The organism is Microbacterium sp. A84 (assembly GCF_051842815.1).
GTDB lineage: Bacteria > Actinomycetota > Actinomycetes > Actinomycetales > Microbacteriaceae > Microbacterium.
Map to the genome: position 1 here is coordinate 1,557,513 of NZ_JBPXMS010000001.1, position 23,884 is coordinate 1,581,396.

The window sequence follows — 23,884 nt, forward strand, 5'->3', positions numbered from 1 at the left end:
AGGTAAACAAGGAGTGGAAATGTTCGTGTTGCAGGACCGAGTGGCCGGAGTGCTCGCCGGCGCCGCAGTGGGAGACGCACTGGGAGGTGCCACCGAGGGCTGGACCCCCGAGCAGATCGAAGAACGTCACGGCGGTCGGGTCGAGGGAATCGTCGGCCCATTCCTCGCCGATTGGAGGACGGCGCGACCGATCGCTCCGTACCACAAGGGCGACGGACACGTCACGGATGACACTCTCATGACGCACGCGCTCGTGGAGGTGTACGCCAAGCGGCGTCGCCACCTCGATGCGTACGACGTCGCCGGGGATCTCGTCCCGCTCATGATCGGTGAGCGCCGCTGGGTCCCCGAGCTCGAGGACGACGCACTCATCCTGCAGCGTGTCTTCCTCGCCGAGAAGTGGATTGTCGCGAAGCTGCACTACGGTCACGCTGACCCCCGTGAGGCAGGCGTCGGCAACATCGTCAACTGCGGTGCCACGATGTACATGGCCCCCGTCGGGCTCGTGCACATCGGTGACCCGCGCGGTGCATATGCCGAGGCCATCGACATCGCCGGAGCGCACCAGTCGTCCTACGGACGCGAAGCCGCTGGCGTGTTCGCCGCGGCTGTGGCGGCATCCGCCGCATCCGGGGCGACGATCGCCGACGTGCGCGCGGCAGTGCTCGATGTCGCTCACGACGGCACCGCCGCGGCGATTCGTGCTGTGTTCGACGCTGTCGATGCCTTCATGGTTGCCGGTGGATCGGATGATCCACGAGACCTCGCTCGCGTCGTACGCGCAGCAGTCGCACCGTTTGACACCGTGGGCGAGCAGTACCGCGCGCCGGCGATGGATGCCCGATTGCCCTCTCGCACCAAGTCGATTGAGGAGCTTCCCGTCGCCCTCGGCTTCGTCGTCGCTCGCGATGGCGACTTGCGCGCCGCGGTGCTCGACGCCGTCAACTACGGCCGTGACTCCGATTCGATCGCGACGATGGCCGGTGCCATCTGCGGTGGCCTCCATGGCCAGGATGCGGTGCCGAGCGAATGGGTCTCGGGCGTCACGACGGCCAGTCGACTCGATCTCGACGGCGTCGTGACCTCGATGACAGAGGTCGTCCGCGACGTCGCACGCGCAGACGCCGACCGTGCGACACAGCGGGTGGCAGCACTGGCAACGGTGCTCGGCGCGTCACAAAATCAGGAGGGCGCGGCGTGAGATTGACCTGGGCGCAGCCGGAAGACCTGGTCCCCGCAGAACTCGCCGCGCTCCGCGAGCAGGGCGTCGCGGAGAGCGACGTCGCTGCCATCGAGCAGCAATGGGCGGACGCGGGCGGATCGATCCAGCTCGCGCCCTCGGGGGCAAGCGCTACGCCTGCTCCCCCGGAGCTGCGCGCCCTGGCGCGCACTGTTCTCGATGAGTTGCAGCGCCTGCAGACGCCGAGCGCCGACGAGCCGGACGAGTGGTCCGATATCGTCGCGCTGCTTCCCGCTGCTGCGCCCGCTTCTGCAGATTCGGTGGCGTTCGACCGCGTGCATGGGGCATGGCTCGGCCGGTCTGCCGGTTGCCTGCTCGGAAAGCCCGTGGAGAAGATTCCCCGCGACGGCATCGAAGAGATCGCGCGTGCCACCGGGAACTGGCCGATCCAGACGTACTTCACGGCTGTCGGACTCCCCACAGAGGTCGCACAGCGTTGGCCGTGGAACCGCCGCTCGGCGCCCACCTCGCTCGTGGAGAACATCGATGGGATGCCAGAGGACGACGACCTCAACTTCCCAATCCTCGCGCTCGATCTGCTCGAGACGCACGGTGAGAATCTGACGACCGAGGATGTCGCCCAGGCGTGGCTGGCTGCTTTGCCCGCAGGCCGCGTCTTCACCGCCGAGCGCGCGGCGTATCGGAACATCCTCGATGCCAGGCCCGTGCCCGAGACTGCCACCCATCACAATCCGTTCCGCGAATGGATCGGCGCCCTCATTCGCGCCGATGTGCATGGCTGGGCGCATCCCGGTGACGTGCGTGCCGCTGCCGCATCGGCATGGACCGATGCGCGGCTGAGCCATGCCCGCAACGGCATATACGGTGAGATGTGGGCCGCGGCTCTCTGCTCGGCGTCGCTGGTCGCCGGTTCCGCAGACGAGGCATTGGATGCTGCCGACACGGTCGTGCCGCCGGCCTCACGCCTCGCTGACGCCGTGCGTCTCGGCCGCAAGACCGGCCGCTCGCTGGCCGCAGGTTTGCTGACCGCGGACTCGGCGCTCGACGTTCTACACGCGGCTTTCGAAGGGATGCACTGGGTACACACCCTCAACAATGCGGCGCTCGCTGCGTGTGCTCTTCAGGCATACGGCGACGACTTCGGCGCAGCGATCGCGTTGGCGGTGGCGGGCGGCTGGGACACCGACTCGGTCGGGGCGACCGTCGGGTCCGTTGTCGGCGGACTCGTGGGCGCTGACGGAATCGGCGAGGCATGGACCACGCCGTTGAAGGACCGCATCGCGACCTCGATGCCTGGTGGCGCCGAGAGATCCATCCGCGAACTTGCCGAGCGTACGCTTCGCCTGTCGGAGGGAACGTCATGAGTGTTGTCATCGTCGGCAGCATCAACCAGGACATCGTCGCGCGCGTCAGCCGGATCCCCGCCCCCGGCGAGACAGTGCTCGCGGCCTCGATGGTGCGCACCGGCGGAGGCAAGGGCGCCAATCAGGCTGTCGCCGCACGCCGAGCTGGCGGCGTATCCGTCGCATTCGTCGGCGCGGTCGGCACAGACTCGGATGGCGAGAGCCTCCGTGGCGCACTCGTCGCCGACGGCATCGACGTCTCGGGAGTCTCGCAGGTCGATGGGCCGAGCGGCATCGCACTCATCTCCGTCGATGACGCCGCCGAGAACACCATCGTCGTCGTGCCCGGTGCCAACGCGGTCGCGACCGCCCTGACACCGGCACAGCGTGCGGTCGTGGCGTCGGCGCAGGTCGTTCTCACCCAGCTGGAGATTCCGATCTCGCTGGTACAGGATGCCGCGGCCAGCCGCGGTGCGCAGGCATGGCATCTGCTCAACGCCGCACCGTCGGCGCCGTTCGTGACGGCCGGAGCCGCACTGCTCCCCTCAGTCGATGTGCTCATCGTGAACGAGCATGAGGCTCTGGACGTCGCCGGCGTCAATAATCTCGAAGCGGCCGTCGTGGCACTCGCGCCTCGCGTGCGCGCACTCGTCGTGACCCTCGGTCAGCGCGGCTCGCTCATCGTGTGTGGTGACGAACGGGTAGACATTCCCGCGTTCGCTGCAGAAGCGGTCGACACGACCGGTGCCGGCGATACGTTCTGCGGAATGTTCGCCGCCACCATCGCGGCATCCGGCCGTGCGCCCGAAAGCGTTGATGCGGCGTTGCTCGCAGACGCCGCTCGCGCGGGGGCAGCAGCGGCCGCGATCGCGGTCACCCGCGCCGGCGCCCAGGATGCGGTCCCGTCTGCGACCGAGGTCGCCGAACTATTGGAAAGGACGCACGCATGAGCGGCGGCTTTGATCCCCTGCACCCCCGCGAACTGGATCTACCCACTCGGGTTCCACTCGATGTCGATCTCGCCACGGGCGATGCAGCGATCGCGCTGGATGACGCGAAGATCTTCGCGGCACCGGCTGACGTCGCCGACATCGATCGGTGGCGGACGCAGCTCACCGCATGGCGTAACGGTGCACGACGTCGCCACGGCGAGCCGGCACGATACGACGATCCGGCATCGGCATGGGCCAGCCGTTGCTTCACCGTGGCGCAGCTCTGGTTGTGGGACGAGCTGTTCTTCGACTTCGAGGCGCAGCGCTTCACCCCCGAGCGTTTTCTGGCCGATGCCCGGGAGCGCTTCGGCGGTCTCGACGGTGTTGTGCTGTGGCACGCATATCCGGTGATCGGCATCGACGAGCGCAATCAGTGGGACTTCTACGACGTGCCGGGGCTTGCCGACGTCGCCGCAGAACTGCGCGCCGCGGGCGTCGCCGTATTCCTCGACTACAACCCCTGGGACACCGGGACGCGTCGCGCGGGCGGTGACGCCGATGAGCTCGCCTCCACTGTGCGTCGCCTCAGCGCGGACGGCGTGTTCCTCGACACTCTCAAGAAGGCCGATCCCGAGCTCGTCGCCGCCCTCGATCAGGCGCGCCCCGGCATCGGTCTCGAAGGCGAGTCGAAACTCGCAACCGAGCGGATCGCCGACCACACGCTCTCCTGGGCGCAGTGGTTCGCCGATTCCGAGGTGCCGGGTGTCCTCCGCGCCCGCTGGTTCGAGCGCCGCCACATGCAGCACCACATCCGTCGCTGGCATCGCGATCACGCGGCAGAGCTTCGCTCCGCCTGGCTCAACGGTGTTGGCATCATGGTCTGGGAAGTCGTCTTCGGTGCGTGGGTCGGTTGGAACAGCCGGGATGCCGCAACGCTGCGTCGCATGCTCCCCGTCCAGCGCGGGTTCCACCGCTGGCTCGTCGAGGGAGAGTGGACCCCGCTGAACGTTCTCGACGGCGCGGTCGCCGGATCCACGTTCGAGCGCGACGGCGTGACACTGCTACTCCTCGCCAACACGTCGAACGTCGACGCGGTGTACCGCCCTGTCGGCACCGGGTGGTCGGCGCTGCACGCGGGTGACACCGCCGACACGGTCACGGTCCCCGCTGGCGGGATCGCCGCTGCCGTGCAGGTGGCTGACGGAGTCACCGTCCCGGACGAGCTCGGCGCTGCGCAGGCCGCACTCGCCAGCGAGACCGCTGAGAACGACGCCTCCTTCTCGCACCGCACCTCACGACGGCTGGCCCCACCCCGGTGGGACGGTCCGGTTGCACTCATCGAATCGGCCCCGATTAGCTCCACCACCACCGCTCCCGTCACGGTGCCCACGGGCGAGTACACGCTCACCGTACGGTTCCGGATGCGAGAGACCGGGATGTACGACGGTGCACCCTACGTCGACGAGTGGAAGCCGCTCCCTCCTCGTCTGCACGATCAGCGCACCCTCGACCGTTCGGTCATCGTCGCGCAGCCGGTGCAGATCGCTGCCGCCGAGGTGAGCGAAGCCGAGTACGCCCGGTTCCTCGACGCGATCGGCGAAGTCGCGGATGCCCGCGACCCCGACCGTCCCGCAGCGAATGTGACGTTCACCCGCGCCCGCGAGTACGCGGCGTGGGCTGGCGGTCGGCTTCCCACCGAGGATGAGTGGCAGCTCGCCGCAGTCCAGCCCGGCTTTACCCGTCGCACCCCCGAGGTCTGGAACTGGACTGAGTCGGAGCATTCGGACGGCCGCACGCGCTTCGTCATACTCAAGGGCGGCAGCGCGCATCGTAGCGAAGGCTCGGACTGGTACTTCGACGGTGGTGTGAAGCCCGCGGACTTCAGCGCCAAACTGCTGTTGCCCGGCCTCGGGCAAGATGCGTCGCCGTCGATCGGCTTCCGCATCTGTCGGGAGGACACACCGTGAGTGCGCTCGACGGGCTGCGAGTCGTGGACGCCTCGACGCTGTTCGCCGGCCCGATGGCTGCGATGCACCTGGGCGACATGGGCGCCGACGTCATCAAGGTCGAGCATCCGAATCGGCCCGATCCCGCGCGCGGCCACGGGCCGAGCAAGGACGGGCAGAACCTCTGGTGGAAGACGCTCGGCCGCAACAAGCGCACCGTGGCGATCGATCTGCACACCGACGGCGGCCGCGATGCGTTCCTTCGCCTCGCTCGTACCGCCGACGTCGTGATCGAGAACTTCCGCCCCGGCACGCTCGAGCGCTGGGGGCTCGACTACGCCGCGCTCTCCGCGGAGAACCCTGGGTTGGTGCTCGCGCGCGTGACCGGTTTCGGGCAGATCGGGCCGTATCGGCGCCGGCCAGGTTTCGGCACTCTTGCGGAGGCGATGAGTGGGTTCGCATCGTCGACAGGTGAGCCGGATGGTCCGCCGACGCTGCCTCCGTTCGGGCTCGCAGACGGGGTCGCATCGCTCGCGACTGCCTACGCGATCATGGTTGCTCTGCACGCTCGAGACCGGGACGGCAAAGGCCAGGAGGTCGATGTCGCCATCATCGAGCCGATCCTCGCGATGCTCGGCCCTCAGATCACCCGATGGGACCAGCTGGGCACCGTGCAGCCGCGAACCGGCAATCGCTCCGTCAATAACGCACCCCGCAATGCGTACCGCACCGCTGACGGCTCCTGGGTCGCGGTGTCGACGAGCGCGCAGTCGATCGCCGAACGCGTCGTCGCGCTTGTCGGCCGGCCCGAGCTTGCGGAAGAACCGTGGTTCGCCGACGGAGCCACCCGCGCCGAGCACGCCGATCTACTCGATGACGCTGTCGGCTCCTGGATCGCCCAGCGCTCCCGCGACGAAGTCATCACCGCGTTCGAGGCCGCGAATGCTGCAGTGGCGCCGATCTACGATCCGTCAGACATCGTCGCCGATCCGCAGTTCAATGCGCTCGGCACCATCCACCGCATCCACGATGCCGATCTCGGCGAGATCGCCATGCAAGGTCCTCTGTTTCGGATGTCACGCGATGAGGCGACGATCGCATTCACCGGGCGGGCTCACGGCGCCGATACTGATGCAGTACTGACCGAGCTGGGATACTCGGACGACGAACTCGCCGCGCTGCGCGAGGAAGGAAGTATCGGATGACGCGCTCCATCATCGTCGCGCTCTACGCTCCGGCCGATCGGCCGGAGCGATTTGAGAAAGCGCTGACCTCGGGTGCGGATGCCGTCGTCATCGACCTTGAGGACGCCGTCGCGGCATCCCGCAAGACCGATGCCCGCGCCGCCCTGATCGACTTCGCTGCGGCGTGGGAAGTTCTCGGCGAGCGTGCGCCCGCGGTGCAGGTACGGATCAACGGCATCGGGTCGTCCGCGCACGACGCCGATCTCACAGCCGTCGCCGAGCTACCGCCTACGTTTGGCGTGCGCTTGCCGAAGACTCAGTCGGCGGAGGACGTGGCCGCCGTCCGCGCCGCTGCACCCGGGCGTCAGGTGCACGCCCTTCTCGAGTCGGCACTCGCGATCGAGCGCGCGTTCGAGATCGCGTGCTCGGGTGTGTCCTCGATCGCGACCGGCGAGGCCGACCTGCGCGCGGAGCTCGGTGTTCCCGCCGGACCGGCGGGCGAAGCGGGGCTCGCCTGGTCGCGCAGCCGCATCGTCAATGCCGCAGCCGCTGCCGGTCTGCCGGCCCCCTTGATGGCCGTATACGCCGATGTGTCCGATCTCGCCGGCCTGGAGGCGAGCTGCCGCGCCGGTCGCGCTCTCGGTTTCGCTGGTCGCACCGCTGTGCATCCACGCCAGCTCGAGGTGATTCGCCGTGTCTTCACGCCGGATGCGACGGAGATCGCGCGAGCGCAGAGCATCGTTGACCGCGTGCGCACCGCCGCTGCGGACGGCACCGGGGCCTTCGCGCTCGAAGACGGGACCTTCATAGACATCGCAATGGTGCGAGCGGCCGAACGGGTGCTCGCCGTCGGCACCAATCCATCCACCAAGGCAAGCGACACTCCGCGTTAGCTGGGCGTGCCTTCGAGCCTCTCGTCGACAAAGACGTCCTCGATTTCGAGTTCGTCGTCCAGCTGTGCACGAATCCACGATTCGGGGAACTGGCGTGGGGCCACGAACGACAGCAGTGCAGCGTCGGGCAACACGGTTATCGAATGCACCTCGAGGTCCAGACGCAGGTCGGTCTTCTCCGCGATCGCGTCAGGGTCACCGACGGCATCCTCGATCTCTTCCGCGATGCGATCGAGCACTGTCCGCCAACGCGCCTCGGGAAACGCGAGCACCCGCGACACCATCTCCACGAGCCCGCTGACGTCGAAGTCGTCGTCGTCCGCATCGTCGAAATCTGGGTCGACGTGTACTGTCACGTCGTTGCCTGCCGCCTCGAAGCGTGCCCGTCCGGACACGAATCCATCGTCGATGGTCGGCTCGTCGAGGAGCCCTTCGGTGAAGAGTCGCCGTTTGAGGTCACTAAGGATGATCGCAGTCACGAATCAATTCTCTCGCGATATCGGATGGCAGGGGGCGTTCGCGAGGAGGTCAGGCGGTTTCTAGTAGCCGCATGACCGCGGCTGGATAGATAGGCAACTGCTCGGCGCCGTCATCGAAAGGTCGCCAGACGACGGGAACGACAGCCCCGTCACTCTCGGTGAGCGTCGCTCCCCTGGACGCCGGCTCGGGATCCAGGCGCCCGGTGTACACGAAGACGATCTCGTGGCCCACTTCACCGTCTATCTGAAAGATATTCTCCACCACGCCGAGGTAACGCAGATCGCGGATCGCCGCCGATAGCTCTTCACTCACCTCACGTTGGACCGCGGCGCTGTGCGTCTCACCGAGCTCAACGCTGCCACCGATCAGCCGATGATATCCGCTCGGGTTCTCCGAGGTTGGGGCGTTGAGGCTGACTGCATGCGCGGTTCCCTCCGTGTTTGGCGCGACAAGCATCGCCTTGACCCGGATGTAGCTTCGATCGATCGACACCCGGCCACGCTATCCCAGGAAAGGATGCAGGACCTTTCGCTCAATGTCACTGACTGCCCACCTCACCGAACGAGGAGACCTTCTCCCGAAAAGCGGACCTAGCGCTGCAGCCAGGCGAGTACCGCCAGCACCCGGCGGTGCGCCGAGCCAGAGCCGTCGAGGCCCAGCTTGCTGAAGATTGATGTGGCGTGTTTCTCGACCGCCCCCACGCCGATGACGAGACTTTCGGCGATACCGGCGTTGGTGCGACCTTCCGCCATCAGCGCGATGACTTCGCGTTCCCGCGGGGTGAGGGCTGCGAGCGGATCGCGGCGCCGTCCGAGGAGCTGGCGCACGACCTGCGGGTCGAGCACGGTCCCGCCGTCGGCAATACGCGCGACAGCATCCTTTAGCTCTTCGATTGACGCGAGTCGGTCTTTCAGCAGATAGCCAAGACCGGTGTCCCCGGCTGCGAGCAGTTCCACCGCGTAGGTCTCCTCGACGTACTGGCTGAGCAGCAGGATGCCGACCTTCGGATGCCGCTGACGCAGCTCGAGGGCCGCACGCACCCCCTCATCGCGAAAGGTCGGCGGCATCCTGACATCGAGCACGGCGAGGTCGGGCTGCAGTTCCGCCACCTCGGCGAGCAGGGCATCCGCATCACCGTAGGCGCCTACGGTCTCGTACCCCGCCTCGTCGAAGAGTCTGATGAGACCTTCGCGCAGAAGGAGGGAATCTTCGGCCAAGACAATTCTTATCACCGTGCGATCGTCATCCCTCTTGCCTGCCATCCGATCAAGATACCGTGCCCGGTGTCACCAGATACGGGATGCTCGCCGAGATGACTGTCGGACCGCCTGCCGGACTCGTGATGTGGAGGCTGCCGCGGAGTCCGTGGATCCTTTCGCTGAGACCGGCGAGCCCGTGCCCATCCGCGATTTCCACTCCTCCGACACCATCATCAGAGACGACGATCGACAGCAGATTTCCCGCACCGGCAATGGCCCTGGTCGAGTCGACGGTGAGCTCCACCCGCGAAGCGGATGCATGTTTCGTCACGTTCGTGAGAAGTTCCGCCACCACGAAGTATGCGCTGCGCTCGACCTCGGGCGGCAGCACCTGACCGGTGAGCGTCACCGTTGTGGCCACGGGAACTGTGCTGCGCCCGGCAAGCGACTCGATCGCAGCGGCAAGGCCGCGGTCCTGCAGAATCGGCGGTGCGAATCCGCGGGACAGCTCGCGCAGCTCTTCGAGGGTGTCGCGCGATTGCTGCATAGCGCCATCGAGGAGCGTGCGGGCGGCTTCCGGATCGCTCTCAAGTTTGCGCCCCGCGCTGGCCAGATCGAACTGCAGCCGCACGAGCCGCTGCTGGGGCCCGTCGTGGATGTCGCGCTCAAGGCGGCGCAGCGAGTGGTCCTCGGCTGCGACAGCCGCACCGCGCGACGCGCCGAGGTCGGCGACCTCTCGCTCGAGCGCTGCCGAGCGGAATGCGCCAAGCATCCCGACCGCGAGTCCCTGATGCAACAGGATGAGGCCCCTGGCCACCCACGGCAGCGTCACAAGGAAGACGACGCCGGCGACCGCGTACAGCACGCTCTCACCATTGAAACGCCCGAGGTAGCTGTCGGCCATCTGGAAACCAGGGAAGAAGAACCGGAGTACGACGTCGTGCAACCAGACGTCTTGCTCGCTCTGCGGAAGGAATCGACCCCAGAACCAGTAGCTGACGCCACCGAGACTGACGGCCACCCACACGAGGCAGACGACCCACGTGAATACGCCCAGGATGAATCCGAGCAGCACCGTGTGCAGCAGATAGAGCCAATAGTGAGCGTTGCTGAATAGGTCTTTGAACCAGCCGACGAGTCCCGGCCGATGCACGACCGGCGTCCAACCAGGCCGGGCGATGGCCGGAAGTCCGGCCCAACTCAGCCGGGTGAGCTCTAAGGTGCCGAAGGCGCGGGCGACGAACAAGGCGGCAGCGAGGATGAAGAGGCCGATCCAGATAATCAGCGTCCCGAGACCGGCAGCGAAGAGCACCCACCCGATTGAGAAACCCACCGTCACGATGGGGAGCGTAAGTAACAGGAAGCCCAGCTCACGCGGAAGGGACCGCCACAGCCTGCCGTAGCCAGAGCCGCGCGTCGGTCGTTCGATGGGCGGCGAAGAAGTCACGTGTCCCAGCGTGTCAGAATCGCCACCAGGTTGGGTGCTGAGCAAGAGATTGGTCATAGATCCACCCTCGCTTCACCTGCTTCGAACAACCAGCAGGCCAGCATCCGATTCTCGACGGGGGTTATCCCCCGTGGGCGCTGCCGCTCATCGGGCAGCACCCACGGGATCACCGTCAGCGGTCTGCTGCGCGGGCGATGGTGAGGGCGAGGTCTGCGGGCCGGCTCCACATCGGCCAGTGCCCGGTCGGGAGATCGACGATTTCGAGATCGCTGAGCGTGGCAGTTTCCGCCATCATTGGGTGCCCTTCACGAGCCATCTGCATCAGCGCTTCGGACGGGAAGGAACAGGCGATGATCGTCGACGGCACATTTCGTCGAGCGTCGTTCTCGAGATGAACCGCTGCACGCACGACGGTTGCGGGCTGCGGAACCGCACGCTGACGAAACCGGTCGAGGTCGTCCTCGCTGAGCCCATCGAGACTGGCGGCCAGCTCCGCGAACGGGGGAAGCGCCACCTCGTGCTGGTCAAGCGGAACCGACGCATCGTTGGCAGAGCCGTCGGCTGACGGTCCACTGTCGACGTAGACGATTCGAGCGACCGCGGTGGGATTCTGATCCAAGAGAACGGATGCGGGAGCTCCAGCACCGCTGTGAACGACGAGGACGACCTCCGAGCCTCCACCACCAGCAGTGCTCACCGCCGCGCGTAAGTGGTCGACCTGGTCGGCAAGACTCCTTGATACCCGATCAGAGTCGTCAGGGTCGAGGCCTGGCAGAGTCACGGCGATGACGCGGTGGCCACGGTCGCGTAGGTCATCCGCGACGGCATCCCAGGCCCACCCGCCCAGCCAATAGCCGGGGACGAGAACGAATGATTTCTTGTTGGTCGTGAGCGTTTCCATGTCTTCATGCTCTCCCGGACACAAGACAATGGGATGTCACTATTCAGGTCACTATTTCTGAGATAGTGGCAGGGTGAACCGAACCGAGCGCTTGCATTCGCTGACCGAGTCGTTACGTCGAGCCGGCACTCGTGGCCGCACTGCGCAACAGCTCGCAGACGAATTTGAGGTCACCGTCCGCACGATCAAGCGTGATCTCGCTGCCCTTGGGGCAGGCGGCCTGCCTGTCTGGGGACGAACCGGTCCCGGTGGCGGCTACGGCCTGACGGAGATGTCCTCGCTACCGCCGGTGAATCTCACGGCTGCGCAGGCGCTAGCCCTTACCGCTGCGGTGTCGGCGACCGCTCAGGCGCCATTCTCTGGTTCGGCGCGCGCCGCGATTCGTAAGGTGTTGGACGTGTTGGATCCCGCAGCCCGCCGTCGAGCCACTGAACTGTCCAGCCGGGTGTGGGTCGATGTCGCACCGGCCGCTCCGCGGCGAGTGATGTCGGCGCTCGAGCAGGCCACGGTCGACCAAGTCACCGTGAATATCGTCTACATCGATGCGAAGGGCCAGCACACCCGACGCGAGGTGGATCCGATGATCTTCGCCCTCACCGGTGGACGGTGGCTACTTATTGGGTGGTGCAGATTGCGAGATGACGTCCGTTGGTTCGACTTGACCAGGATCCAGAGCGCAACGGCCACCCGCCATCCGTGCACCGGCCACTCGATCGACGAGATCGGCACCCCTCCCGAGCTCGCGCGCCCGGTTGGTGTCTGACCGACATCGAGATGCGAGGGTCAGGCAAAGAAGCTGAACGTCAATGTGGCGAGACTCGTCACCAGGTGCGCGGAGCGATCAGCTTCTCGATGTCGGCAGACGTGAACCCGTAGACGTCGGCGATCTGGGCGATGTCGGATCCGATCGTGTCGCGTGCGGCCGTGTCGAGTTCACTGCCCTGTTCTGCAAATTCCGCAGCCAGCGCGTTGAATTCTTCAGTCGTCGCGTGCGTGATGACGTAAAGTGCGTCGAGATCAGCAGGATGCTCCTTCTCGATCGTTTCGCACAACTGAACCAAGATCAGCTTGCCCTTTTCCACGAGCGGCTGCGGATAGTGCGCATCGTCCGTCATCTCGGCGAGGAAGTCGTATCCAGAGAGAGCCTTGTTGGTGATTCGCATGTGATTTCCAATCGCGAAGGGGTAATGCCCCACCCTCAGCGAGGAGAAGCTGGGCCAGCGTTGCGTTGCAATCATCTCACCGCACTGCGCCGCGGCATCAACGGGCCGCGGTAGAGACGACTCCAGCACGCGGTGGCATGGGGAGCCGGGTGAGAATCTGCCAACAATCGACGACAGCGCTTGTTGGCGAATTCAAATTTTCGACGTCTAGAATTTCGCCTTATGGAAGACCCCCCTAGTCATAGTCCCAAGCCTCTTGATGTTCCGGCCGCGTACGCGTCCGCCACAGTCGAGAGGCGCCACGCATGAACGAATGGGTGATGCTCGGCATCGGCCTCGTTCTAACAGTCGGAACCGGGTTGTTCGTCGCGAGCGAGTTCGCACTCGTCAACCTTGACCGAAACGATTTGGAAAACCGGCAAAGCCGCGGAGAGAAACGACTCGGGCCCACCATCAAGGCCCTGAGAATCACATCGACACACCTCTCCAGCGCACAGCTCGGAATCACGCTCACCACGCTGCTCACGGGATACACGTTCGAACCGGCGGTGAGCTCGCTCCTTTCGGGGCCTCTGACCTCGGCGGGCCTCGCCCCGGGACTGGTACCGGTTGTCGGCACGATCGTCGGGGTCGTGCTCGCCACGCTGTTCTCGATGATCATCGGCGAGCTTGTGCCGAAGAACTTCGCGCTCGCGCTACCGCGTGCCACGGCGAAGGTCGTCATCCCGTTCCAGGCGGCGTTCACGATGGTCTTCAAGCCCTTGATTCTGATGCTGAACAACACCGCGAACGCCATCATCCGGGCCATGGGCATCGAGCCCAAGGAAGAGCTCTCCGGCGCGCGCAGCGCTGACGAGCTTTCGTATCTGATCCGACACTCCGCGCTCTCCGGCCTGCTCGAAGCGGACGACGCGGTGTTGTTGCGCAGGACTCTCCGGTTTGCTGAGCACGACGCCTCGGACGTCATGACTCCCCGCGTGCGCATGGCGAGTATCGGCATAGACGACACCGCTGCGGCGATTGTCGCGCTCTCGCTTGCGACTGGGTTCTCGCGGTTCCCGGTCATCGATGGGACGCCCGACAGTGTCACCGGTTTTGTGCACGCCAAGCAGGCGTTCGCGGTTCCGATCCCGGAGCAGGCATCCGTCACTGCTCGAGCCCTGCAGACCGAAGCCCTCCGGGTGCCGGAGTCGATGGGCGCATCCGCATTGTTGACGCTTCTGCGCGCCGAGCGGCACCAGGTTGCTGTCGTCGTGGATGAGCATGGCGGCACCGCCGGTGTCGTGACGCTCGAAGACCTTGTGGAAGAGATCGTGGGTGAACTCGAGGACGAGCATGACCGGCACCGTACCGGATTCACTCGACGCGGTCGCTCGGTCACCTTCGATGCCTCCTGGCGGCCGGACGAGCTCCTCGATCGCCTGTCGATCGAGGTGCCGGAACACGGCGACTACGACACGATCGGCGGTTTCATCACCGACACTCTCGAACGACTACCGGAGCTCGGCGACGAGATCGCGATCGCGACGGGGACCCTTCGTGTCGAGCACATCGACGGCACGCGCATCTTGCGTGTGCGGTATCTCCCGAATGACCCCGACACGGATGCGAGCACGATGAGCCGTCACGACCGAACAGTCGATCAGCTGAAGGAGGGGATGACTCGTGAGTGAGTACCTGCCCGGAATCCTGTGGCTGTTCGTTCTCCTGATCGGCAACGCGTTCTTCGTCGGCGCTGAGTTCGCGGTGATCTCGGCGAAGCGCTCGCAAATCGAGCCCCTCGCAGAGCGCGGCAGCAGGGCTGCGAAGACCACGCTGTGGGCGATGGAGCACGCGACGCTCATGCTGGCGACCAGCCAGCTGGGCATCACCGTGTGCTCGCTGCTCATCCTGAACGTGTCGGAGCCCGCGATTCACCACCTGCTGGAGATCCCGCTCGGGCTGACACCACTGACCCCGGAGGCGATCAGCGTGATCGCATTCGTGGTGGCGCTGGTCCTGGTGACCTTCTTGCACGTCGTGTTCGGCGAGATGATCCCCAAGAACCTCGCGTTCTCGGTCCCGGATCGCGCTTCGCTGCTGCTCGCACCACCTCTTGTCGTGGTCTCGAAGATCTTCAATCCGGTGATCTGGAGCCTCAACGGCATCGCGAACGGCATCCTCCGGCTCTTCAAAGTCGAGCCGAAGAACGAAGCGACGAGCACTTACACGCTCGATGAGGTGGCGGGCATCGTCGAGCAGTCGACCCGTGAGGGAACACTAAGTGATGCGTCAGGCACTCTTGCGGGGGCGTTCGAGTTCACGGAGAAGCGCGTCTTCGACGTGGACGTGCCGCTCGAGGACATGGTGCTACTACCGGTGAACGCTCGACCGATTGATGTGCAGGAGGCCGTAATCAAGCATGGCTTCTCGCGCTACGTCATCTCCGACGAGTCGGGTGACCCTTCAAGCTACATCCATATGAAGGACGTCATGGATCTCATGAGTCCGGAATTGTTCACCGCCCCGATTCCGGAGAAGCGGCTTCGACGCCTCATCTCGGTGTCGAGGGATGCGGAGCTCGAAGACGCCATGGCGGTCTTGCGGCGCCGAGGAGCACACGTCGCCAAGACACTCGACGCGGAAGGTCAGGTCACGGGTCTGCTCTTCCTGGAAGACGTGCTCGAAGTGCTCGTCGGTGAAGTAAACGCGGCCGCAGGAGCCGAGTGATCTGACAGAGCATCGTCGAGCCAGATTTGAAGGTCCCCACCAGCACGGTGGGGACCTTCACTCGTCCATACGCTCGGGAGGCCGTCGTCGGATAGCTGCCGTGGAGTAGCCATCGCATCTGACGATGGAAGAGGGCATGGTCAGGCGACGTCCGGAATGTCGCCCTGGGCTCCAAGCCAACGAGCGAGCAGATTCGAGAGAACGTCTGCGAGGATCAAACGATGTGCCAATCAGTCGACACCACGAACGCCGAGCACTACGTGTGGGGCGGAGTGTCGGACGGGTGGCGGTTACTCGATAAGCCGGGGCTATCGGTGACCGAAGAGCGAGTGCCGCCCGGAGCCGGTGAAGAGTGGCATGCGCACGACACAGCGACGCAGTTCTTCTACGTGCTTGAGGGCGCCCCTCAAATACAAACCGCGGAAGGTACTGTGGAGCTCGGTCCCCGAAGCGGTGTCGAAATCCCGTCCGGCCTCGCTCATCGATTCCTCAATCCCGGCCCCGCGGAGACTCGGTTTCTCGTGATCAGTTCGCCGAGCACGCGGGGTGACCGGCGTCCTATCGACCGCTGCCACAGCAATCAACAGGAGTCGTAGAGTTTTCGTCGCGGTGAGCCAGGAGAGATCAGAGGATCACGGAACTTGTCGGAAGGAAGCCCTCCTGCGGGCGGGTGACAGGTGCGGTGAGCATTCCTGCGCAGGCATCTATGAGGAAGTTCGCCAAACCTGCCCAGTCGGCGGGCTCCGCGCTAGAGTTCAGCTGTCTTTCATAGTCAGCACACGCGCGGAGCACCAATTGTCCGACGACGGCTGATCGCGCGCGCTTCACATCGTCCGAGATCCCCTCCGCAGGAAAAACCGTGGCAGCGAGATTGCTGTTGTCACCCGTTTCCTCGACGTGCACCCTGACCATCTCCGTCGTCGAAGGAGTCGTCCCGATCTGCGCGAGAAACTGTGCATGCCAGCTAGGGCGTGGCAACGATGACAGCAGGTCGATGTAGGGCAGTAGCCGACAACGCAGGATGTCATTCGCGCTCGGTTCCGCGCCGAGCTCGGCGATAAGTGCAGCGCGCCCGCGGGACGTAGCCTCCGCGTGGCGGCGCAACAGAGCGCGGAGAAGGTCCTCGCGGGTTCCGAAATGATAGGCAACCGCGGAGTGGTTCGACGCACCTGCGTGCTCTGCGATGCGGCGGCTGGAGACGGCGTCGACACCGAGTTCTGCGAACAGCTCTTCCGCGGAGTTCATAAGTGCCTCGCGCGCCTGACTGCTTCGCGCCATGCCGCCCCGATCTCTATGAATGCACTGAGTGTGTGCATGATTCATTATACAACTCTAAGTCACGTGACTTAGAGTTGTATGGCCCGGGTCGATGATGATCACGCTGACGACCACTATCACCCCAGGAGCGCAACCCATGAGCAGACCACCCCTGTCCCGCAAGGAAGCCCGAGAGGACTCCGAACATACGCCGGATCCTCAGATCCAAGACGGCACGGATGCGAAGGCGGCCCAGCGCGCGAAGGCAGAGGGGATCGTGCGCACGGCAATGATCTTCATCATGCCGCTGATCATCGTGGGCATGATGATCACGGGGTACCTCGCGACGATGCACTCCCCTGCGCCGCACGACATGCCGATCGCCGTCGTCGGGTCCAGCTCTGCGACCGAATCGCTCACGCAGGCGCTGGAAAAGGCGGAGCACGGCGCTGTCGCGGTTCAGAGTGCCGATACTGCGCTTGACGCTCGCGAACAGGTCATCTCCCGAGACGTCGCCGGCGCCATCGTGATCGACGGCTCCGCTGCGACTGTTTACACTGCCAACGCAGCCGGGGCAACCCAGGCCACGGTAGTCACGTCATTGGTCACACCGGCACTTCTCGCCGAAGGCCTGACCGTCACCGCCGAGGACCTCGTACCGCTGCCCGACAACGACATGGCAGGGCTGGGTGCGATGTTCCTGGCCACTGCGCTGATCATGGCCGGATACCTCCCGTTTAGCGTGCTGCGTTCGAACTCGCCCGAGCTTTTGAAGTTCCGTCGGATCGTCCCGCTATTGGCCGGTTGGGCCGCGCTGATCGCCGGCCTCGTATGGGTTGTCACCGGCCCGGTGCTCGGTGTCGTCACGAGCGATCACTACGTCGGCGTATTGGGCGTGGCGTGGCTGGGCGTGTTTGCTGTCAGCTGCGTGCAGTTGTTCATCACGCGAGTGTTCGGCCCACTCGGTGTCATCGCAGGCATGTTCTTGCTGATGGTGCTCGGGATGCCGGCATCGAACATGAGCATCTCGGTTCACATGTTGCCCTCATTCTTCGGGTTCCTGCACGATATTTTGCCCATGGCGGCCATCGGGGAAGCCATGCGTTCGGTCCTCTACTTCGACGGCGTTGGCGTGGCCTCGTACCTGCTCGTACTGGCCATCGGAGCCGTCGCCGGCCTGTTGGCCACGGCCGCATGGGACAAGTTCCGAGGTCGCCGACACCCGGAGGGCGTGCCAACCGACGTCACCATGCCTTCTCTGCACGGAGGGCCGCGCCCCAAGAAGAAGATCTGGCGCTACCTCTCCCTGCTGTTCTTCCCTCTGGCTATGGTCACCATGATGATCGTGACGATGCTCGGCGCCATGCATCAACCAACCCCGCGCGACATGCCTGTCGCCGTCGTTGGCACCACAGTCGAGCAGGCTGAAGAGACGATCGCCGGACTCGAAGAGAACATGACCGGTCTCTTCACGTTCACCCCGTACGCGGCTATCGATGAGGAAGAGGTGTCCACCCTCGTTGAGAACCGTGACCTCGTCGCCGGACTCGTGCTGCCTTCACAGAACTCACCCGAGTTCACACTGATCGCGAACGAAGCCGGCAGCACCAGCGCATATCAGGTCGTCGCTGCCACATTCACCCAGGTAGCCTCGGCACAGCAGATACCGCTGAAGATCGACGACGTCGCACCCCTCCCCGACATCGACAGCCAGGGCATCGTCACCATGTACATCGCGATGGGATGGATTCTCGCGGGATTCATGGTCGTCGTCGTCGGCGCCAATGCGGCACCGGCCACACGTCCACTGCGCAGGATGCTGCCGCTGACTGGGATCTACGCGGTCTTCATGTCAGCGGTCCTATGGCTCATCGCTGGCCCCATTACCGGGGCCGTCGAGGGTCACTTCCTGGCGCTCTGGGGTGCGGGAATCGTTGCGATCTTCAGCGTGGCGATGTTCGCACTGGTTCTGGAACGCCTCATCGGCATGCTCGCCACCATCCCCGTGGTCGGCATACTCATGCTCCTAGGCGTCCCTTCCTCGAATGCCGCGCTCTCCATCTACATGGCACCGGAGTGGTTCCGCACGCTGTACGACTTCCTTCCTATGCCAGCCGCCGCAGAGACCGTACGCTCGATCCTGTATTTCAACGGAGACGTCGTCACGCACCATCTCCAGGTGCTGAGCCTCTGGGGCCTGATCTCGCTCGCACTGGTGTTCGTTATCGACTCGCTTAAGCCGGTCCGCACCGAGCACGACTTCGGTGACCTCGCGACACCATCCGCCACGGCTCTGCCCACGCCTGCAGCCCCAGCGACAGACAAGAAGCTGATTCTCACCTCAACAGAGGTGGCCGATGGAGCGGCCACTGCCGACGAACGAGCACCGGAACCAGCAACGATCTGAGTCTCGAACCCACCGATCCGCGGGAGACCGAAATTCGCCGGGTCGCGCCTTCCGACACTTTTCGTGAGATCGGACACTTCATGTCCGATCTCATGAAAGTTGTCAGTTGGTGAGACGCGACGCCCTTGGAAAACGGGTGAGTGCGGTGACGCCGAGGCTGCCAGTTTTTCTCACGAAGCATGTCGGTAGTCCCGTTTTACCCTGACGTCTCCACCAACCTGCCGCAAACGTCCGGCCGACCATTTCGGTGCAACAGGTTCCGGCAGGGAGGCGGTCGCTACTTGATCGGCGTGTCTGCCCGCACCTGGACCAAGATCGTCATTCCACCGAAAACGATCGCTTCCGGGCGCTTCTCCAGCCTCCTCATGGTGATGTCCGGAGCTCGACTCTTAGCGAACCTTGATCTGGCCTAGTTCCTGGGTTGCACGGGTGAGTGCCACATAGAGGCGGTTCCAGCCGCGTGGTTCTGCGGCGATGCCGTCGGGATCGATGACGAGGGTGGCGTCCCATTCCAGACCTTTGGATTGGGTGGCAGTGATGACCGGGATTCCTGGCAGCGCGGCCTGTAGCTCAAGTACTCTCGGGGCAGCGGCAATGACGCCGACTGTGCCGCCTGCCCAGCGGTCAGTGAGTTCTTCGAAAGCACCGGCGATTTCGGCAACCAATTGAGACTCAGCGACCGCTCGTTCCCAAGGGTCGACACCGGAAAAGCGCACAGCGTTTGGTGGCTCATTGACGCTGCCGGCCTTTTCGAGGACGGGGCCGGTGAGCGCCATGACTTCGGCTGGCGTCCGGTAGCCGATGGTGAGTTTCGCTTGGGTCCAGCGTTCTTCGAAGACAGCGGTGACCGCTTGTGCCCATGTTGTGTGCTCGTGGGGCGTCTCGGCCTGGTCGATGTCACCCACCGCGGTGATGGAAAGCTGCGGGGTACGGCGGGCAACCATGTGCCATTGCATTTCGGACAGTTCTTGCGCTTCATCGACGATGACGTGGCCGTAGATCCAGTCGCGGCGCGCTGCGGCCCGTTCGGAGAGGAAGGTGTCAGACGCTGGATGAACGACGGTGTCGCCGATGAGGTGTGACACGGCATCGAGGAGCGGAATGTCGCCCGTTGCCCAGCCAGTCTTCGTGGCGACGACGGCCTGTCGTTCGTCATTGCTCAGCTCGGGGACGAACTGTTGGAGCAGCTCTTCATCGCTCAGCAGCCGGCGGAGTTCTGTCGCCGGATCCAGCGTCGGCCAAATATTAGCGAGGGTGCTGGCCACACGGGCGTTCATTGCGATGTCGTCGCGAAGCTTGTCGAGTTCCTGCTCGGTGAGTACGCCGTCAACCTCGCTGCCCTCGTTGTCGCGATCCACTTCTTGGAAGGCGACTTTGGCGTGCACGACGTCCTCGAGGCCTTCGTCGATCCTCGCGAAGACGTCCTCGAAGCGTTCAGCGATTGCGTGCGCGAGCTGGTCGTGCATCTGCTCGAAGAACCACCGTTGAGCGGCGTGGTAGCTGCGCCCGGACGTCGCGGTTTTGATGAGGCGGTCCACCAGGTCCGCGGGGATTTCATACTGCTCGCCTTCCCAAACCAGCGCGACCGGTGTCCCCTCGGGTGTACGCGCGGCAACGTACTGCTCAAGCGCTCGTTGCCAGAGTGCGCGTCCCTTGATGCCCTCGACGGTGCGCGACTCTTCTGCGGTGACGGTGACACCGGGGATGAGCGTGTCGGGCGTCGCGGCGACGATCGCAGTCTCGCCAAGAGCAGGGAGCACCTGGGCGATGTAGTCCAGGAATCGTCGTGACGGTCCGAGCGTCAGCACGCCGCGTGCGGCGAGTTGCGGGCTTGCGAACAGCAAATACGCGGCGCGGTGGAGCGCGACAACCGTCTTGCCCGTGCCGGGGCCGCCCTGCACCACCAGCGGTCCCCGAACCCCCGCGCGCACGATCTCGTCCTGCTCGCGTTGGAGTGTGGCTGCGGCGCTGGTCATCTGTCCCGTGCGTCGTTCGGACAGGGCGCTGAACAGCGCGCCCTCACCAACCAGCCCGCTGCTGCTCTCACCGTCTAGCGGTTCGTCGTCCACCCCTGCGACGGTGGTGCCTTCAATGCGGATGTGTCGGCGATGTGCCTGCCCGAGCGGCTCGACAGGTGTCGCCATGTAGAAGGGCCGTGCGGCTGGTGCGCGCCAGTCAATGACCATCGGGTCGGCGTCGTCTGCCGCTGCGGAGACTCCAACGCGCCCGATTCGCAGGGTGCTGCCATCAAGGGCGTCAAGACGACCGAAGATCAGACCGTTCTCGGCGTGCGTGAGCTCAGCGCGTTGCCGAATCATTCCCTGCCGGCGGGCGTGGCCGACCGCGTCATGTGCGGAGGTGGACAGCTCGGTGTTCAAGAAGTGAAGTATCTCTGCTCGGCGCGCGAGGGTAGCGTCAAGGTAGTCCTGCTCTTCGGTGATCGCAGCTTCGCGTGTGTCCAGGGGCGAGGCAGTCTCGTTCAACACCGGGTCTCCTTCAGATGTATCTGTCCGTGTGCCCCCGCGATGCAGTGAAAAACAAGGCAGAGTTCGGGACCGCCAATCGGGCAAGGTCACTAGTAAACCAGAGCACTTGCGAAAACCAAGTACTCGTTTTTCAATAGCAGGTCATGTCAAATTTGGATACGATCAAGGCATGGCAATCCGATCGCGCCTCGTGAGCACTGAGCGTGACGCCGGATTGCAGACAGCCTTTGGCATTCTGGGCAAGAAGTGGAACGGTCGAATCCTTGCCGCCCTTCGCGAGGGTCCCATGAAGTTCACAGATTTGAGACGAGCGGTTGGAGCGATCACGGACTCCGTTCTTTCCGACCGGCTCGTCGACCTCACTGAGGCCGGACTCGTCCAGCGAGCGGAAACGCGGATTCGCCCCGTCCACATCACTTACCGCCTCTCACAACGAGGCGAGAATGTTCAACCCGTTCTGGACGACCTCGCGGTGTGGGCCGTAAAGAACCTCGAGGTCGAACTGCCGAGAAACTGAACCTACGGGTTTCGATGCGTCTCGCAACCTCCCTGTCTCGAAACCCATGGGATGCGAGACAGGTGCCATCCCCACGCCGTTTGCGGACAGACTGGTGCGTCTCCGCGAGATCAGCCGGAAACCCTTGCCGTTGGTTATGACGAACGGTTGTGGCAGGCATTCCGCGCCCTGGCTCTGGATCACGCCGAAAACGATCGTTAGCGGGACGCATGGAAAAAGAGCGTCGTTCTTATCCCTTCGTCAGGTCGGCCACATCGCTCAGCACGGCATCCCGTGAGCGCCCGTATTTGGTAAGCACCTCTTCGGGGGAACTGATGAGGGCCTTCCACAGCGCCCACGCAGCTCCTCGTAACCATGCATCCTCCGGTAGCTCTAGCCGGTCGTGCAGTCGATCACGTTCGCGAGAACTGCAACTCAACCATGCGAAGGACAGGTCGCAGGCGGGATCACCAACGCACGTCTGTCCGAAGTCGATAAGCGCCGCCAATTGGCCGCTGCTATCGAACAACATGTTGCCTGGCGCGACATCGCCATGGACCCACACCGGCGGCTCGGTCCACACTGTGGCCACGGCCGCATCCCAGAGTGCCCGACATCCCTCAGCGTGACGTCTGGCCAGGAGGGGGAGCCGGCTCTGTATCTCCTCGCCAACCGCGCTGATGTGACAGCCGCGGTAAGCAGATGCGCTTCCCGCCCATGGGCCGCCGACCGTGTCGCAAGCCTGCAATTCCCTCAGGGCGTCACCCAAGCTACTGATGGCGCTCTCTCGCTCGCGCGTTTCAACCGCGGTTAAAGTGTGCCCCTCAATCCACTCGCGAACGGACCAGGGTCGGTTGAATGCCGCCGAGGGGGCCCCGGTCGCTACTACGCGGGGGATCGCGACGCGAAAGCTGGAACCGAGGATCGCGAGGGTTTGCTCCTCCCGGACTAGGCCGGCGACGTAGCCGTCCGCGCTCGGGAGGCGGACAGACATTCGGTCACCAAGCCGGAAGGTGCGGTTGTCCCACCCCTGAACTTCCACCGGGCGGATCGGCAGCTCCGACCACTGAGGGAACTGCTCCGACACAAGGGAGCGAACCAACGAAGAAGTGATCTCTTCGGAAGCGGCAGCCATCGCGCCAGCTTAGTTGACGACCTATGAGCACTCGGAGACGCTCCGACACCTTCGTGAGACTCCGACACCTTTCGTGAGATCGGCAACACGACGCCAAAAACTTTTCGTAACCAAACCGTTGCATTCGTTACCCGGCCGTTATACAGTGATCACACGGTGAATGTTTGCTGTGGCATACACCGCATGTGATTGCAGGACACTCTTGGTGCAAGGGACAAGGGCCGGTCGGGAGCCTCTCCGACCGGCCCTTCACCGTTCCGTTACGCTGTTGTTATGACCGACCGAAAGCTCGCGCTCGAAGCGTGGGAAGGCCTGTTCCGCGCGCAGCATGAACTCTTCGCCGCGATGGCGACAGACTTCGAGAACACACCGATCACGCAGGCCGAGTACGACGTACTCCTCACCGTCACGCGTGCCCCGGACATGACCACTCGCCTGCGCGACGTGACAGCGAACATGCTCATCAGCCAGCCCAGCGTCTCGCGCCTCGTCGACCGCATGGTTGCGCGGGATTTGATATCCAAATGTCCTGATCCCGAGGACGGGCGCGGAGCCCTGATCAGGGCGACGGATGCTGGCGCTCGAGCCTTCCGCGACGTGGCGTTGGTGCATGGCCGATCGATCGCGGAGCAGATGTCACGCCTCGACGGCAGTGAACTGCGCACACTCCGAGAGCTGACCAATAAGCTCCGCGGGGCCTGACCA

22 protein-coding genes are annotated in these 23,884 nt (G+C 64.5%); 13 read left to right on the forward strand and 9 right to left on the reverse strand.

All coding sequences use genetic code 11. The features are described from left to right. Positions 1 to 19: 19 nt before the first annotated feature. Genes ACSU04_RS07530 through ACSU04_RS07555 form a run of 6 tightly spaced genes read left to right on the forward strand, consistent with a single transcriptional unit; the run spans position 20 to position 7,499 of the window. On the forward strand, positions 20 to 1,201 hold the full coding sequence (locus ACSU04_RS07530) for an ADP-ribosylglycohydrolase family protein (RefSeq protein WP_439281474.1): 1,182 nt from the start codon (positions 20 to 22) through the stop codon (positions 1,199 to 1,201). Beyond that, a complete protein-coding gene (locus tag ACSU04_RS07535; RefSeq protein ID WP_439281475.1) occupies positions 1,198 to 2,565 on the forward strand; it encodes an ADP-ribosylglycohydrolase family protein in 1,368 nt (455 codons plus the stop codon). Before ACSU04_RS07530 ends, ACSU04_RS07535 begins: the two co-directional genes overlap by 4 nt. Further along, positions 2,562 to 3,494 carry a ribokinase gene (locus ACSU04_RS07540; RefSeq protein WP_439288945.1) on the forward strand — a complete coding sequence of 311 codons (933 nt, stop codon included), beginning with the start codon at positions 2,562 to 2,564 and terminating at the stop codon, positions 3,492 to 3,494. The genes ACSU04_RS07535 and ACSU04_RS07540 overlap by 4 nt, the downstream gene beginning before the upstream one ends. Next, complete coding sequence (locus ACSU04_RS07545) at positions 3,491 to 5,443, forward strand: SUMF1/EgtB/PvdO family nonheme iron enzyme (RefSeq protein WP_439288946.1); 1,953 nt, start codon at positions 3,491 to 3,493, stop codon at positions 5,441 to 5,443. Before ACSU04_RS07540 ends, ACSU04_RS07545 begins: the two co-directional genes overlap by 4 nt. Further along, positions 5,440 to 6,627, forward strand: a complete 1,188-nt coding sequence (locus ACSU04_RS07550; protein WP_439288947.1) for a CaiB/BaiF CoA transferase family protein — start codon at positions 5,440 to 5,442, stop codon at positions 6,625 to 6,627. The genes ACSU04_RS07545 and ACSU04_RS07550 overlap by 4 nt, the downstream gene beginning before the upstream one ends. Next, positions 6,624 to 7,499 carry an HpcH/HpaI aldolase/citrate lyase family protein gene (locus ACSU04_RS07555; protein ID WP_439288948.1) on the forward strand — a complete coding sequence of 292 codons (876 nt, stop codon included), beginning with the start codon at positions 6,624 to 6,626 and terminating at the stop codon, positions 7,497 to 7,499. Before ACSU04_RS07550 ends, ACSU04_RS07555 begins: the two co-directional genes overlap by 4 nt. Here ACSU04_RS07555 and ACSU04_RS07560 read toward each other — a convergent pair. From ACSU04_RS07560 to ACSU04_RS07580, 5 genes are all read right to left on the reverse strand, one after another. Then, positions 7,496 to 7,978, reverse strand: coding sequence for a cytochrome C5 (locus ACSU04_RS07560; RefSeq protein ID WP_439288949.1), 483 nt, complete (start codon positions 7,976 to 7,978; stop codon positions 7,496 to 7,498). The genes ACSU04_RS07555 and ACSU04_RS07560 overlap by 4 nt on opposite strands. A 49-nt stretch (positions 7,979 to 8,027) precedes the next feature. Next, positions 8,028 to 8,471 (reverse strand): NUDIX hydrolase, encoded by a 444-nt coding sequence (locus ACSU04_RS07565; RefSeq protein WP_439288950.1) that lies wholly within the window; start codon positions 8,469 to 8,471, stop codon positions 8,028 to 8,030. Positions 8,472 to 8,569: 98 nt separating this feature from the next. Then, positions 8,570 to 9,241, reverse strand: coding sequence for a response regulator (locus ACSU04_RS07570; protein ID WP_439288951.1), 672 nt, complete (start codon positions 9,239 to 9,241; stop codon positions 8,570 to 8,572). A gap of 4 nt (positions 9,242 to 9,245) precedes the next feature. Next, a complete protein-coding gene (locus ACSU04_RS07575; protein WP_439288952.1) occupies positions 9,246 to 10,682 on the reverse strand; it encodes a sensor histidine kinase in 1,437 nt (478 codons plus the stop codon). A 115-nt stretch (positions 10,683 to 10,797) separates the two neighbouring features. Continuing rightward, positions 10,798 to 11,526, reverse strand: coding sequence for an alpha/beta fold hydrolase (locus ACSU04_RS07580; protein ID WP_439288953.1), 729 nt, complete (start codon positions 11,524 to 11,526; stop codon positions 10,798 to 10,800). 73 nt (positions 11,527 to 11,599) lie between these two features. Here ACSU04_RS07580 and ACSU04_RS07585 point away from each other — a divergent pair, with 73 nt between their 5' ends. Next, positions 11,600 to 12,289, forward strand: coding sequence for a helix-turn-helix transcriptional regulator (locus tag ACSU04_RS07585; RefSeq protein WP_439288954.1), 690 nt, complete (start codon positions 11,600 to 11,602; stop codon positions 12,287 to 12,289). A 58-nt stretch (positions 12,290 to 12,347) separates the two neighbouring features. On the opposite strand, the gene ACSU04_RS07590 is transcribed toward ACSU04_RS07585, so the two are convergent. Continuing rightward, positions 12,348 to 12,689 carry a DUF5713 family protein gene (locus ACSU04_RS07590; RefSeq protein ID WP_439288955.1) on the reverse strand — a complete coding sequence of 114 codons (342 nt, stop codon included), beginning with the start codon at positions 12,687 to 12,689 and terminating at the stop codon, positions 12,348 to 12,350. 305 nt (positions 12,690 to 12,994) lie between these two features. Between ACSU04_RS07590 and ACSU04_RS07595 the strand changes: the two genes are divergently transcribed. The 3 genes from ACSU04_RS07595 (at position 12,995) to ACSU04_RS07605 (ending at position 15,994) form a co-directional block, all read left to right on the forward strand. Next, entirely contained in the window at positions 12,995 to 14,362 is a 1,368-nt protein-coding gene (locus ACSU04_RS07595) for a hemolysin family protein (protein WP_439288956.1), read from the forward strand. Further along, complete coding sequence (locus tag ACSU04_RS07600) at positions 14,355 to 15,398, forward strand: hemolysin family protein (protein WP_438255673.1); 1,044 nt, start codon at positions 14,355 to 14,357, stop codon at positions 15,396 to 15,398. Before ACSU04_RS07595 ends, ACSU04_RS07600 begins: the two co-directional genes overlap by 8 nt. A 221-nt stretch (positions 15,399 to 15,619) precedes the next feature. Then, complete coding sequence (locus tag ACSU04_RS07605; RefSeq protein WP_439288957.1) at positions 15,620 to 15,994, forward strand: cupin domain-containing protein; 375 nt, start codon at positions 15,620 to 15,622, stop codon at positions 15,992 to 15,994. Between the two features lie 28 nt (positions 15,995 to 16,022). Here ACSU04_RS07605 and ACSU04_RS07610 read toward each other — a convergent pair whose 3' ends face one another. Continuing rightward, entirely contained in the window at positions 16,023 to 16,676 is a 654-nt protein-coding gene (locus tag ACSU04_RS07610; protein WP_439288958.1) for a TetR/AcrR family transcriptional regulator, read from the reverse strand. Between the two features lie 136 nt (positions 16,677 to 16,812). Between ACSU04_RS07610 and ACSU04_RS07615 the strand changes: the two genes are divergently transcribed. Further along, the gene (locus tag ACSU04_RS07615; RefSeq protein WP_439288959.1) at positions 16,813 to 19,062 is read left to right on the forward strand and encodes an ABC transporter permease; all 2,250 of its coding nucleotides are present in this window, start codon (positions 16,813 to 16,815) and stop codon (positions 19,060 to 19,062) included. A 389-nt stretch (positions 19,063 to 19,451) separates the two neighbouring features. On the opposite strand, the gene ACSU04_RS07620 is transcribed toward ACSU04_RS07615, so the two are convergent. Then, entirely contained in the window at positions 19,452 to 21,548 is a 2,097-nt protein-coding gene (locus tag ACSU04_RS07620) for a HelD family protein (RefSeq protein WP_439288960.1), read from the reverse strand. 169 nt (positions 21,549 to 21,717) lie between these two features. Here ACSU04_RS07620 and ACSU04_RS07625 point away from each other — a divergent pair, with 169 nt between their 5' ends. Beyond that, positions 21,718 to 22,065 (forward strand): winged helix-turn-helix transcriptional regulator, encoded by a 348-nt coding sequence (locus tag ACSU04_RS07625; protein ID WP_439288961.1) that lies wholly within the window; start codon positions 21,718 to 21,720, stop codon positions 22,063 to 22,065. Positions 22,066 to 22,294: 229 nt separating this feature from the next. Here the strand turns inward: ACSU04_RS07625 and ACSU04_RS07630 are convergent, their stop codons facing one another. Then, positions 22,295 to 23,179 carry an aminoglycoside phosphotransferase family protein gene (locus ACSU04_RS07630; RefSeq protein ID WP_439288962.1) on the reverse strand — a complete coding sequence of 295 codons (885 nt, stop codon included), beginning with the start codon at positions 23,177 to 23,179 and terminating at the stop codon, positions 22,295 to 22,297. Between the two features lie 273 nt (positions 23,180 to 23,452). Between ACSU04_RS07630 and ACSU04_RS07635 the strand changes: the two genes are divergently transcribed. Continuing rightward, positions 23,453 to 23,881, forward strand: a complete 429-nt coding sequence (locus tag ACSU04_RS07635) for a MarR family winged helix-turn-helix transcriptional regulator (RefSeq protein WP_439281528.1) — start codon at positions 23,453 to 23,455, stop codon at positions 23,879 to 23,881. The last annotated feature ends 3 nt before the right edge of the window (positions 23,882 to 23,884 follow it).